11 protein-coding genes are annotated in these 12,815 nt (G+C 58.3%); 8 read left to right on the top strand and 3 right to left on the bottom strand.

Annotation, left to right across the window (positions count from 1 at the left end; translation table 11 throughout):
• Positions 1–33: 33 nt before the first annotated feature.
• From lysM to QE453_RS22645, 3 genes are all read right to left on the bottom strand, one after another.
• Complete coding sequence (lysM, locus tag QE453_RS22655; RefSeq protein WP_004444321.1) at positions 34–483, bottom strand: peptidoglycan-binding protein LysM; 450 nt, start codon at positions 481–483, stop codon at positions 34–36.
• An 86-nt stretch (positions 484–569) separates the two neighbouring features.
• Entirely contained in the window at positions 570–1,004 is a 435-nt protein-coding gene (gene arfB / locus QE453_RS22650; RefSeq protein ID WP_004444320.1) for an alternative ribosome rescue aminoacyl-tRNA hydrolase ArfB, read from the bottom strand.
• Positions 1,005–1,131: 127 nt separating this feature from the next.
• A complete protein-coding gene (locus QE453_RS22645) occupies positions 1,132–2,742 on the bottom strand; it encodes a phosphoenolpyruvate carboxykinase (protein WP_309778100.1) in 1,611 nt (536 codons plus the stop codon).
• A gap of 338 nt (positions 2,743–3,080) precedes the next feature.
• Here QE453_RS22645 and chvI point away from each other — a divergent pair, with 338 nt between their 5' ends.
• From chvI to tsaE, 8 genes are all read left to right on the top strand, one after another.
• The gene (gene chvI, locus QE453_RS22640; RefSeq protein WP_006700117.1) at positions 3,081–3,806 is read left to right on the top strand and encodes a two-component system response regulator ChvI; all 726 of its coding nucleotides are present in this window, start codon (positions 3,081–3,083) and stop codon (positions 3,804–3,806) included.
• A 57-nt stretch (positions 3,807–3,863) separates the two neighbouring features.
• On the top strand, positions 3,864–5,654 hold the full coding sequence (chvG, locus tag QE453_RS22635; protein ID WP_004444315.1) for a two-component system sensor histidine kinase ChvG: 1,791 nt from the start codon (positions 3,864–3,866) through the stop codon (positions 5,652–5,654).
• Positions 5,644–6,108, top strand: a complete 465-nt coding sequence (locus QE453_RS22630) for an HPr kinase/phosphorylase (protein WP_037090025.1) — start codon at positions 5,644–5,646, stop codon at positions 6,106–6,108. Before chvG ends, QE453_RS22630 begins: the two co-directional genes overlap by 11 nt.
• A gap of 125 nt (positions 6,109–6,233) precedes the next feature.
• Positions 6,234–6,635 (top strand): PTS sugar transporter subunit IIA, encoded by a 402-nt coding sequence (locus QE453_RS22625; protein WP_003505374.1) that lies wholly within the window; start codon positions 6,234–6,236, stop codon positions 6,633–6,635.
• 11 nt (positions 6,636–6,646) lie between these two features.
• Positions 6,647–6,922: an HPr family phosphocarrier protein gene (locus tag QE453_RS22620; RefSeq protein WP_004444304.1), complete on the top strand. Its 276-nt coding sequence runs from the start codon at positions 6,647–6,649 to the stop codon at positions 6,920–6,922.
• A 127-nt stretch (positions 6,923–7,049) separates the two neighbouring features.
• Complete coding sequence (ahcY, locus tag QE453_RS22615; protein WP_004444302.1) at positions 7,050–8,450, top strand: adenosylhomocysteinase; 1,401 nt, start codon at positions 7,050–7,052, stop codon at positions 8,448–8,450.
• A gap of 208 nt (positions 8,451–8,658) precedes the next feature.
• A complete protein-coding gene (locus QE453_RS22610; protein WP_125270129.1) occupies positions 8,659–11,304 on the top strand; it encodes a PAS domain-containing sensor histidine kinase in 2,646 nt (881 codons plus the stop codon).
• Positions 11,301–12,812, top strand: coding sequence for a tRNA (adenosine(37)-N6)-threonylcarbamoyltransferase complex ATPase subunit type 1 TsaE (gene tsaE / locus QE453_RS22605; protein WP_309778097.1), 1,512 nt, complete (start codon positions 11,301–11,303; stop codon positions 12,810–12,812). Before QE453_RS22610 ends, tsaE begins: the two co-directional genes overlap by 4 nt.
• Positions 12,813–12,815: the final 3 nt, after the last annotated feature.

The following is a 12,815-nucleotide window of genomic DNA, read 5'->3' as shown; positions in this document are numbered from 1 at the left end:
CGGCATCTCCGTCGCAGCGATTACAAGGCGTTATCAGGCAAGGTCTGGAATGCGCAGAACCTGGCCGGGATAAATCTTGTCGGGGTGCGTCAGCATCGGCTTGTTGGCTTCGAAGATGATGTTATTCTTCGCGCCATTGGCCTTGCCATATTGCGCTTCCGCAATCTTCCAGAGATTGTCACCCTTTTTGACCGTATAGAAGACCGGTTCTTTCGCCGGCGCTTCGGCCACTTTCAACTCGCCGGCCTCGACCTTGGAAATGCCGAGCGTGTTGCCGACCGCGATGACCGCCTTTTCGAAAATCGATTGATCGGCCACTTCGCCCTTCAGGACAACCTTGTCATCCACCACCTCGACCTGAACCTTGTCGGTGCCGAGATCGTGGGAAGCGAGTTCCTTCTTGACCGCGTCGACATCCGGCGCGTCGTCGCCGCCGATACCAAGCTTCTTTCCCGCTTCCTTGATGAAATTGAACAGACCCATAGCACCCTCCTTGGTTGTATGGAGGCTTACCAGACGATATTTGAAGCTCCATGACAAGGGCGAAAGATTCGTCGTCTGATCGTCGCTTATTCGCCCGAAGGTTTGCCGCGCATCTTCTTGATATCGGAGCGACCGGACTTCGCCTTGAGGCGGCGCTCGACGGAGCCCTTGGTGGGTTTGGTAGCCTTGCGCACCGGCGGCGGGGGGGCGGCGGCTTCGAGGATCAGTTCCTTCAGGCGCTCGCGCGCATCCTCACGATTGCGCTCCTGGCTGCGAAACCGGCTCGCTTCGATCATCAGCACGCCTTCTTTTGATACGCGCCTGCCACCGAGCCGCAACGCATTGACCTTCACCCTTTCCGGAAGGGAGGGTGAATTCGCAATGTCGAAAAATAGCTGAACCGCTGTCGAAACCTTGTTGACGTTCTGGCCGCCCGGCCCGCCGGCCAGCACGAATTGCTCCGTCAGCTCCCAGCCGGCAATGGTGATGCGGTTATTGATGTAAAGCGGGTCGCTGGCCATGTTTTCTCTCCGCGCCGGTGATGCCACAGATCGTGAAAAATGAAAACAAGGACAAAACGAAAGAACCCGGCAAAAAGAAACCCGGCACTTGGGCCGGGTTCCCCTCCTCCTCATAAACGAGGCTTATTCATTCTGCCGCGAGCAAAAGGCCCGGCGCTGCGTCACGAACCTTGCTGTCGACGTGGTCTTCGAACTTGGTGAAGTTCGTGACGAACATCGACACCAGCTTCTTGGCTTGCGCGTCATAAGCTGCGCCATCGGCCCAGGTGGAACGCGGATCGAGGATCGCGCTGTCAACACCTTCAAGCGACTGAGGGACGGCGAAGCCGAAATTCGCATCGGTGCGGAACTGTGCGTTCTTCAGATCCCCAGTGAGAGCGGCGGTCAGAAGCGCGCGGGTGGCCTTGATGGGCATACGCTTGCCGATGCCGTAAGCGCCGCCGGTCCAGCCGGTATTGACCAGCCAGCAATCCACACCGTGCTTGCCGATCAGCTCACGCAGCAGGTTGCCATATTCGGCTGGATGGCGCGGCATGAAGGGGGCGCCAAAGCAGGTAGAGAATGTCGCTTCCGGCTCGGTCACGCCCTTTTCCGTACCGGCGACCTTGGCGGTGTAACCGGAGAGGAAGTGGTACATGGCCTGCTCCGGTGTCAGCCGGGCAATTGGCGGCAGCACGCCGAAGGCGTCAGCCGTCAGCATGATGATCGTCTTCGGATGACCGGCAATGCCAGTCTCCGATGCATTCGGAATGAAGTGCAGCGGATACGCACTGCGGGTGTTTTCCGTCAGCGAATTGTCGTTGAAATCAGGAACGCGGTTTTCATCCAGCACGACGTTCTCGAGAACCGTGCCGAAACGGCGGGTTGCGGCGTAGATTTCCGGCTCGGCCTCGGCCGAAAGCTTGATCGCCTTGGCGTAGCAGCCGCCTTCGAAATTGAAGATGCCGTGTTCGCCCCAGCCATGTTCGTCATCGCCGATCAGCGTGCGCGACGGATCAGCCGACAGCGTGGTCTTGCCGGTGCCGGAGAGGCCGAAGAAAACGGCGGAATCACCTTGCGGACCGACATTGGCCGAGCAATGCATGGGCATGACACCCTTGGCCGGCAGCAGGTAGTTCAGCACCGTGAAGACCGATTTCTTGTTTTCACCGGCATAGGACGTGCCGCCGATGAGAACGAGGCCGTTGGTCAGATCGCAGGCGATGACTGTTTCCGAACGGACACCATGACGGGCCGGATCTGCCTTGAAGCTCGGCAGGTTGATGATGGTGAGCTTCTGCTTGAAGCCCGCCAGTTTGTCCTGCTTCGGACGGATCAGCAGATTGCGGATGAACAGCGAATGCCAGGCGAGCTCGCTGACGACGCGTGTCGGCAACGCATTTTCCTCATCGGCGCCGCCGATCAGGTCCTGAACATAGAGCGTCTTTCCGGCGGCATGGGCCAACATGTCCTGGCGCAACAACTCGAAGTTTTCCGGCGACAGCGGCTTGTTGTTGTCCCACCAGATGGTGTTCTCGGTGGACGCGTCGCGCACGACGAATTTGTCCTTCGGAGAACGACCCGTGTGCTGGCCGGTGACGGCGCGCAGCGCACCATCGATGGTCAGCTCGGCCTCGCCGTTGCGGATTGCCTCTTCGTATAGTTCGCTCTCATTGAGGTTATAAAAGACGCGGGAAGCCTTGCCCAATCCGAGTTCTGCAACTCCGTTGGCAGGATTATGAACCCCAATCTCGGTCATGACGCGTTCCTTGTTAATGACGATAAGGCCGTTGAAATTTTCACGGAAAATACGTGGCACCTCTTGGAAACGCAAGAGCCGAAGTTTAAAAAACTTAGTAATTTCAATATATTAATCGATTTAAAAGATTTTATTTCTTTTTAAATCGGTTGAAGACGCATTAAAATTCAGCTGCGGCGTCTCTACGAAATCTCCTCGTCCTACCCTTGCGATTTTGGGGTGAGTTTTCCTTTGCCACAATTTGTTCCACCTTTATACTCAAGAGAGTGGCTCGCGGCGCACAACCTGGCTGGGTGAATGTCGGGAGTTACGAGAAAATGACGATGGAGACCAACTACATGCAAACGATCGCGCTTGTCGACGATGACCGGAATATTCTCACTTCGGTATCGATCGCGCTCGAAGCCGAAGGCTACCGGGTCGAAACGTATACGGACGGCGCTTCCGCGCTTGACGGGTTGATCGCCCGTCCGCCGCAGCTCGCCATTTTCGATATTAAGATGCCCCGCATGGATGGCATGGAGCTTTTGCGGCGCCTTCGCCAGAAGTCGGATCTGCCGGTCATCTTCCTCACCTCGAAGGATGAAGAGATCGACGAATTGTTCGGCCTGAAGATGGGCGCGGACGACTTCATCACCAAGCCGTTCTCGCAACGCCTTCTGGTGGAACGCGTCAAAGCCATCCTGCGCCGCGCCAGCAGCCGCGAAGCATCCGCCGCAACCGGCAACGTTCTGAAGCCGACGGCAGACCAACAGGCGCGCACACTGGAGCGCGGGCAGCTCGCCATGGATCAGGAACGCCACACCTGCACCTGGAAGGGCGAACCGGTAACACTGACGGTGACCGAATTCCTCATCCTGCATTCGCTGGCACAACGTCCAGGTGTCGTGAAAAGCCGCGACGCGCTGATGGATGCCGCTTATGACGAGCAGGTCTATGTGGACGACCGCACCATCGACAGCCACATCAAGCGTCTTCGCAAGAAGTTCAAACTGGTCGATGGCGACTTCGATATGATTGAAACGCTTTATGGCGTAGGATATCGCTTCCGCGAAGCGGCTTGAACGAGCCGACTCACGCAGAAGGGACCGCCCGGTATGGGGTGGTAAGGACTTGAATACGTGTTGAAAAAAACGCCGGAAACCGTCTCGGACAGTGACGATGCCGAAGAACGCGGCAGCGAACGCCGCCATCGTATCCATCCGCTGACGATCATCCGGCGTATTTTCGGCAATGCGGTGTTTTCCAGCCTCACGCGCCGCATCCTGTTCTTCAACGTCGCCGCGACGGTGGTTCTGGTCGGCGGCATTCTCTATCTCAACCAGTTCCGTGAGGGGCTGATCGATGCGCGCGTGGAAAGCCTGCTGACGCAGGGCGAAATCATAGCCGGCGCGGTTTCCGCTTCCGCCTCTGTCGATACCAACTCGATCACCATCAATCCGGAAAAGCTGCTCGAATTGCAGGCGGGCCAGAGCATCACGCCCGCACCGAACGATGAGGATTTGAGTTTCCCGATCAATCCCGAACGGGTGGCACCAGTGCTGCGGCGGCTGATTTCGCCGACGCGCACCCGCGCGCGGCTGTTCGATGCCGATGCCAATCTGCTGCTCGATTCCCGACATCTTTATTCGCGCGGTCAGGTGCTGCGCTTCGACCTGCCGCCAGTAACGCCCGAGACGCAGACCTGGGGCGACTGGTTCACCAGCATGTTCAACCGCATGCTGCAGCCGAGCAGCCTGCCGCAATACAAGGAAGCGCCCGGCGGCGATGGCTCTATCTATCCGGAAGTGATGAACGCGCTGACCGGCGTGCGCGGCGCGGTCGTGCGTGTCACGGAAAAGGGTGAGCTGATTGTTTCCGTGGCCGTACCGGTACAGCGCTTCCGGGCCGTGCTCGGCGTTCTGCTGCTTTCGACACAAGCGGGCGATATCGACAAGATCGTGCATGCCGAGCGCCTCGCCATCATGCGCGTCTTTGGCATCGCCACGCTGGTCAACATCGTGCTGTCGCTGCTCCTCTCCTCCACCATCGCCACGCCGCTGCGGCGGCTGTCGGCGGCCGCTATCCGCGTGCGCCGCGGGGCGAGAACCCGTGAGGAAATACCGGATTTCTCGGCGCGCCAGGATGAGATCGGCAACCTCTCTATTGCGCTGCGTGAAATGACGACGGCGCTTTACGACCGTATCGATGCGATCGAAAGTTTCGCCGCCGATGTCAGCCACGAGCTCAAGAACCCGCTGACCTCGCTGCGCAGCGCCGTGGAAACCCTGCCGCGCGCCAAGACCGAAGAGTCCAAACAGCGCCTGACCGAGATCATCTTCCACGATGTGCGCCGTCTCGACCGCCTGATCAGCGATATTTCGGACGCCTCACGGCTAGATGCCGAACTGGCGCGCGCCGACGCCGCGCCGCTCGATCTTGATGTGCTGATGAAGGGTCTGGTGGATATATCCCGCCAGATAAGCACCAAGAAGAAAAGCGTGACGATCGACTATGTTGTCGACCGGAAAGCGGGCGCAAAGACCTCCTTCGTGGTGAATGGCCACGATCTGCGTATCGGCCAGATCGTCACCAACCTCATCGAGAATGCGCGCTCCTTCGTTGCCGAAGAAAGCGGCCGCATCACGGTACGCCTCTCCCGTCACAAGGATCGTTGCATCGTGCAGGTAGAGGACAACGGGCCCGGCATTCAGGCCGAAGATATCGACCGGATTTTTGAGCGTTTCTACACCGACCGGCCGGCGAGCGAAGGTTTCGGACAGAACTCCGGCCTTGGCCTTTCCATCAGCCGCCAGATCGCGGAAGCCCATGGCGGCAGCCTGCGGGCAGAGAACGTCGTCGACAAATATGGCGTGATATCAGGCGCGCGCTTCACCCTGTCGCTGCCGGCGGCCGAAACCCATGAACGCTGAACGCTTCAACCTGCATGCAACCGCCATCGTTGTTCAAAACACCGGCATCCTATTCACGGGGCCGTCGGGCAGCGGCAAAAGCGAGCTTGCCTTCAGCTTCCTGACGGAAGCGGAACGGTGCGGATTGCCGGCCGCATTGATCGCGGACGATCAGATTTTCGTGTATCGCGATGGCGAGACCATCATCGCCGAACGGCCGGAAGCCATCGCCGGCCTGTTGGAATTACGCGGCAGCGGCATTGTTTCGCTTAAAAACATTGCGCGCGCGCCACTACATTTCGCCGTCACGACAGTTGTTTCACCCGAAAATCCAAGACTTCCCGAAGATGACGAGATGTTATCGCTGCCGTGTGGCGGGCATCTTCCGCTTCTGCGTATTCCGCTTTCAAGTCTCACGCCCTATGGAAAATTTGCTGCACTTGCTCAGAATCTTTTCAAAACGAATGTGAAGTGACGATGATTCGGGCGATTTTAGGCTTGCGATTCGCATTTTCCTCATCAAGATGAAATCCCACCGATGGACAGGATTGCCGCGTTGCGATAGTCGGCAATGAGAGTGCGTGTGCAAGGGAGCATTTCATGATCGGACTAGTGCTTGTCACCCATGGCAAGCTGGCTGAGGAGTTTCGTCATGCGTTGGAGCATGTCGTCGGTCCCCAGAAATTGATCGAGACGGTCTGTATCGGTCCCGAAGACGACATGGATCAGCGCCGGCAGGATATCATCGACGCTGTCGCGCGCGCCAATGACGGCAATGGCGTCATCATCCTGACGGACATGTTTGGCGGCACGCCTTCCAATCTTGCGATTTCGGTCATGAATAACGGCAATGTCGAAGTCATCGCCGGGGTTAACCTGCCGATGCTGATCAAACTTGCCGGCGTTCGCAGCGAAGACAATATGGACAAGGCCCTTCAGGACGCATCCGATGCCGGCCGCAAATATATCAACGTCGCCAGCCGCGTTTTAAGCGGCAAATAAGAAGTCAGCCCATGTCGCCACTCTCCCGGGAACTACCGATCATCAACAAACGCGGTCTCCATGCCCGGGCATCAGCGAAATTCGTGCAGATGGTTGAAGGCTTCGACGCGACCATTACGGTTTCAAAGGACGGCATGACCGTCGGCGGCACCTCGATCATGGGTCTCATGATGCTGGCGGCCAGCCCCGGATGCAGTGTCTATGTCGAGGCGAGCGGCAATCAGGCCGAAGAGGCGCTCGCCGCACTTGAGGCCCTTGTCGCCGACCGGTTCGGCGAAGAAGCCTGAGCCGGCGCCATATAAAGACATAAAGACTTCTTTATATCATTATTGCCAGATCGTTCGTGGCCTGCTAAACCGCTGCTACGTAAAAAGCCGGGCCGCAATGTGCGGCGCTTCTGATCTGGAGAATCTCATGAGCCTTGAGAAGGACTACATCGTCGCCGATATCAACCTTGCCGCATTCGGCCGCAAGGAACTCGACATCGCCGAAACCGAAATGCCGGGCCTGATGTCCTGCCGCAAGGAGTTCGGTGAAAGCAAGCCGCTGAAGGGCGCCCGCATTTCCGGTTCGCTTCACATGACGATCCAGACCGGCGTTCTCATCGAGACGCTGAAGGAACTCGGTGCAGACATTCGCTGGGCCTCCTGCAACATCTTCTCGACCCAGGACCATGCTGCAGCGGCCATTGCGGCAGCCGGCATTCCGGTCTTTGCCGTCAAGGGTGAGAGCCTGACGGAATATTGGGAATATACCGACAAGATCTTCCAGTGGACCGATGGCGGTCTCTCCAACATGATCCTCGACGATGGCGGCGATGCCACCATGTACATCCTGCTGGGCGCACGCGCGGAAGCGGGCGAAGACGTGCTCTCCAATCCCGGCTCCGAAGAAGAAGAAATTCTCTTCGCGCAGATCAACAAGCGCCTCAAGGCTTCGCCCGGCTGGTTCACCAAGCAGCGCGACGCCCTGAAGGGTGTCACCGAAGAAACGACGACCGGCGTGCACCGTCTCTACGACCTCAGCAAGAAGGGCCTGCTGCCTTTCCCGGCGATCAACGTCAATGACAGCGTCACCAAGTCCAAGTTCGACAACAAATACGGTTGTAAAGAATCACTGGTTGACGGCATTCGCCGTGCAACCGACGTGATGATGGCCGGCAAGGTTGCCGTGGTCTGCGGATACGGCGATGTTGGCAAGGGTTCGGCCGCTTCGCTGCAGGGCGCCGGCGCCCGCGTGAAGGTGACCGAAATCGACCCGATCTGCGCACTGCAGGCCGCCATGGACGGTTTCGAAGTCGTTCGCCTGGAGGACGTTGTTTCCTCCGCCGATATCTTCATCACCACGACAGGCAACAAGGACGTCATCCGCATCGAGCACATGCGCGAGATGAAGGACATGGCGATCGTCGGCAATATCGGCCACTTCGACAACGAGATTCAGGTCGCATCGCTGCGTAACCTGAAGTGGACGAACATCAAGCCGCAGGTCGACATGATCGAGTTCCCGAAGGGCAACCGCATCATCCTGCTGTCCGAAGGCCGTCTTCTGAACCTAGGCAACGCCACCGGTCACCCCTCCTTCGTCATGTCGGCCTCCTTCACCAACCAGGTTTTGGGCCAGATCGAACTCTTCACCAAGCAGGGCGAATACAAGAATGACGTTTACGTGCTGCCGAAGCACCTCGATGAGAAGGTCGCACGCCTCCATCTCGAGAAGCTTGGTGTGCGCCTGACTGAACTTTCCGACGTTCAGGCAGATTATATCGGCGTCTCGAAGCAGGGCCCGTTCAAGGCAGACCACTACAGATATTAATTTCATAGTTAATATCCACTGAAATTACACAATATCTAGATGCCGCGCGCTTGACAAAGCGCGCGGCATCTTTTTTGCGCGCTCCCTTTTCGCAGATTTATGAAGGCGGTATTGTCATCAGACTTGATTCGGACGCACCACAGGGCGGTGCGGACGAAATGGGATGTCTTGTCGAAGATGCGGCACATAGGACGGAGACAGACCGGGGATGTCGGTTCAAAATTCGGATCTGCGCAAGCAGACAGTTCAACGCGTTGAAAACACGCAAGCGGGCGTGGCATTGAGCGCACAGACTCTGGTGCGTTTTGGCGCATCTGCGGACGGAAAACCGGTGTTCACTTTTCCTGGAAACGCTCTGGCACGTTGCCGGCTAGCAATCCGTGCGATCCGGACCGGCTTTTCACGGCTTCCCTTCCTGCTTTCCGGCACGTTTTTGGCCGGTTCAGCCACCGTGGTGCTGGCGCAGGATGGACTTGCGGCCAAAGCCGGCGCTCGGCTGTTTTCATCAGGTGAAACCATAACCTATTCGCTTTTCGTGGGTATGCTTTCCGCGACGCTGTTTTCAGTCGTCTGGCTGGTGCGCCAGCGCGGCAATATAGAGGCGGAGAGCAGCGAATTTCGCCAGGCGCTTGCCCAGTCCCACCACAAGATCGCCAAATACGAGGCGCTGATTTCCGACAAGAGCCGCCGCATCGTCATCTGGGATGGCGCAGAAAATCGTCCGGAATTTCTGGGGCAGCTGCCGGCCGAGACAGGCGTGCCGCAGGCGGACCAGGATTTTCTGGCCTTTGGCCGCTGGCTGAAACCGGCATCCGCCAGTCAGCTTGAGAAATCCATTGAAAAACTTCGTAGCCACGCACAGAGTTTCGATCTCACCATCGAAACGCATCGCGGCGAAGTTATCGAGGTTCAGGGCCGGGTTTCCGGCGGCAATGCCTTTGCACGCTTCATCGCCCTCAACAATCTGCGTGCGGAGCTCGCCGAACTGCAGGTGGAGCGTGAACGGCTGATCGCTTCCGTCTCGACTTTTCAGGAACTTCTCGATTCCATTGAGCAGCCCGTCTGGCGTCGCAATGGCGAAGGCGAACTTATCTGGGTGAACCATGCCTATGCACAGGCAGTGGATGCGCGGAATGCGGAACAGGCCATTCAGGAGAAACGAGAACTTCTGAACACGGTTACCCGGCAGAAGATACGCGCGGCCGCGACCCCGGAATCGCCCTATCACGACCGTATTTCCACGGTGGTTGCGGGTAATCGCAGCTTCTTCGATGTCGTCGACATCAAAACGGCGGGCGGGTCTGCCGGTATCGCCATCGATGCCACCGAGGCCGAAACCATCAGCGAGGAACTGAAGCGGGTTCTGAAGAGCCACGCCGAAACGCTGGATCATCTGGCAACGCCCGTCGCCATTTTCGATGGCCGGCAGCGGCTGCAATTCTATAATCAGGCTTTTGCGACCCTGTGGGGCCTCGACCTAGTGTTCCTCGAATCCGGGCCTGACAATTCAGAGCTTCTCGACAGGTTGCGCACCGCCGGCAAATTGCCCGAGCAGCTCAACTGGAAGAACTGGAAGGAGACGGCGCTCTCCGTATACCGTTCGCTCGATACCAAGACCGATCTCTGGCACCTGCCCAACGGCCAGACACTGCGGGTGATTGCGACGGCCCATCCGCAGGGTGGCGCAACCTGGGTTTTCGAAAACCTGACCGAGCAGGTCGATCTGCAAATGCGCTACAACACATTGGTGAAAGTGCAGGGCGAAACCATCGACCATCTGGCCGAGGGGGTCGCCGTGTTCGGTGCGGACGGTCGTATTCGCCTGTCGAACCCGGCATTCCGGGCGCTGTGGGGCGTGACTGCCGAACAGGCCGAAACCGGAACGCACATCCGCGCCATCGAAACCGCCTGCGCACCATCCTACGACGGGCCGGACGGCTGGCGCGCCTTCAGCCAGTTCATAACCAGTTTCGATGATGAGCGGCCATCCCGGCAAGGCACACTGGAACTGCTTTCCGGCCTCGTCCTCGATTATGCGATCATTCCGTTGCCGGATGCGCAGACCATGCTGACCTTTGTCAACATGACGGACAGCGTACGGGCTGAGCGCGCCCTTATGGAAAAGAACGACGCTCTTCTCAAGGCAGATGAGCTGAAGAATGATTTTGTGCAGCATGTTTCCTATGAGCTGCGTTCGCCGCTGACAAACATTATCGGCTTCACCGATCTCCTGAAGACCCCGGGCCTTGGGGAATTGACGGAGCGGCAGGCGGAATATCTCGACCATATTTCCACATCCTCCTCGGTCCTTCTGACGATCGTCAATGATATTCTCGATCTTGCGACCGTCGATGCCGGCATCATGCAACTCAATTATTCGGATAATGACCTGAACGAATTGCTCGAAGATGTTTCGGTGCAGATCGCGGACCGGCTGCAGGAAAGCGGCATTTCACTTCAGATCGTCGCCCCGGCTCATCTCGGCAGCCTAGTGGCAGACCACCAGCGCCTGAAGCAGATCCTCATCAAGCTCCTGACCAATGCGATCAATTTCGCGCCGGAAGGGTCTTCAGTTACGCTTTCCTGCCAGCGCAGCGAAGGTGACTTCATATTCTCTGTGGCGGACAAGGGACCGGGCATCCCGGAAGACATGCTGAAAACGGTCTTCGATCGTTTTTCGACCCGCGGCAATGGCGGCCGGCGAACCGGCGCCGGGCTTGGCCTTTCCATTGTCGAAAGTTTCGTCAGTCTCCACCACGGAACGGTTAGCATAGACAGCCGGCCCGGCAACGGCACCACCGTCACCTGCCGCATTCCTTCCGCCACGCGTCCGCATTCCATTGCCGCAGAATGAGCGAAAATGTCTTGCCGATCACCATTCCTCTTGCGGGGGAAAAGGACACCATCAGGCTCGGTGAAGACCTCGCGCTGGCGCTGAAGCCCGGCGATTGTCTGGCGTTGGTCGGCGACCTTGGCGCCGGTAAATCGACGCTTGCCCGCGCCTTCATCCGGGCGATGGCAGACGAGCCGGATCTTGAGGTTCCGAGCCCCACCTTCACCATCATCCAAACCTATGCCACCCGCATTCCGGTCGCCCATCTCGACCTCTACCGGCTTTCGGATGTTTCCGAACTGGATGAGCTCGGCATCGATGAGATGCTGGAGGATGGCATCTGCCTGATCGAATGGCCGGATATAGCAGGAGAGATTCTGCCACCCGGCCAGACCGTAACCCTGACGTTGACGCATTCCGGTGAAGGGCGGATCGCCTCCATCGAGGCTCCGGCAAAACCGAAAGCGCGGCTTGAGCGGGTTTTTGCCATCCGGGAATTCCTCGCTAGAAATGGCAGAGGTGACGCGGTCCGCCGCTTTCTGAGCGGCGATGCTTCCACCCGTGCCTATGAGACCATTTCCACCGATGGCCCGGACCTTATCCTGATGGATTGGCGGCGCCCCTTGAAAGGCGCCATCGTCGCCGACGGCAAGACCTATGCGGAGATTGCCCATCTCGCCCAGGATGCCCGTTCCTTCGTGGCGATCGGTAATTATCTGCGGCATCGCGGCTTTTGCGCGCCGGAGATCATCGCGGCGGACATCGACCAAGGCATTCTCCTGTTGCAGGATCTGGGGCGAGATGGAGTGTTAGCCGCCGATGGCGCCCCAATCGAGGAGCGCTATCTGGAAAGCGTTGCCTTTCTGGCGGCACTTCATCAAGCGTCACAACCCGGTCCCCTGCCCGTGGGTGATGGCAGCACCTATGAGGTTCCACCCTTTGACCGGCAGGCGATGAAGATCGAGGTCTCGCTGCTGGTGGAATGGTATCTGCCCTATAAGGGCGGCAGGCCACTGTCCGATGGCGAGAAGCAGGAATATTACGCCATCTGGGACGCTCTGATCGACTCGCTTGCAGATTGCGAAAACGGGCTGCTGCTGCGCGACTTCCATTCGCCAAATATCCTCTGGCAACAGCAGAATGCCGGCATACGACACGTCGGCCTGATCGATTTTCAGGACGCGATGATTGGCCCGACCGCCTATGATCTCGCTTCCATTGTTCAGGATGCCCGGGTTACAATCGAGCCCGGATTGCAGGCACGCCTGCTTTCGCATTATCTCGAGAGCAGGCGACACACGCCTTCTTTCGATGAGGCCGCTTTTCTCAAGGCCTTCTCCATCATGTCGGCGCAGCGCAACTGCAAGCTTGCCGGTATCTGGGTCAGGCTGATGGAACGGGATGGCAAACCCGGTTATATGAAGCATATGCCGCGGACGTTCCGCTATCTCGCCGCAGCGCTTTCGCATCCGGAACTTGCGCCGCTCAGAGACTGGTGCCTGCGCATGGGCATGGACTTTAACGACTGAAAG

Origin of the sequence: Agrobacterium sp. SORGH_AS_0440, assembly GCF_031453135.1 — a bacterium.
Classification (GTDB): domain Bacteria; phylum Pseudomonadota; class Alphaproteobacteria; order Rhizobiales; family Rhizobiaceae; genus Agrobacterium; species Agrobacterium pusense.
The sequence above is the reverse complement of the archived record's forward strand: the minus strand, read 5'-3'. Positions and strand labels throughout refer to the sequence as shown.

Coding starts and splice junctions, on each gene's coding strand:
- lysM (WP_004444321.1), bottom strand. CDS start 483: ATGGGTCTGTTCAATTTCATCAAGGAAGCGGGAAAGAAGCTTGGTATC.
- arfB (WP_004444320.1), bottom strand. CDS start 1,004: ATGGCCAGCGACCCGCTTTACATCAATAACCGCATCACCATTGCCGGC.
- QE453_RS22645 (WP_309778100.1), bottom strand. CDS start 2,742: ATGACCGAGATTGGGGTTCATAATCCTGCCAACGGAGTTGCAGAACTC.
- chvI (WP_006700117.1), top strand. CDS start 3,081: ATGCAAACGATCGCGCTTGTCGACGATGACCGGAATATTCTCACTTCG.
- QE453_RS22630 (WP_037090025.1), top strand. CDS start 5,644: ATGAACGCTGAACGCTTCAACCTGCATGCAACCGCCATCGTTGTTCAA.
- QE453_RS22625 (WP_003505374.1), top strand. CDS start 6,234: ATGATCGGACTAGTGCTTGTCACCCATGGCAAGCTGGCTGAGGAGTTT.
- QE453_RS22620 (WP_004444304.1), top strand. CDS start 6,647: ATGTCGCCACTCTCCCGGGAACTACCGATCATCAACAAACGCGGTCTC.
- ahcY (WP_004444302.1), top strand. CDS start 7,050: ATGAGCCTTGAGAAGGACTACATCGTCGCCGATATCAACCTTGCCGCA.
- QE453_RS22610 (WP_125270129.1), top strand. CDS start 8,659: ATGTCGGTTCAAAATTCGGATCTGCGCAAGCAGACAGTTCAACGCGTT.
- tsaE (WP_309778097.1), top strand. CDS start 11,301: ATGAGCGAAAATGTCTTGCCGATCACCATTCCTCTTGCGGGGGAAAAG.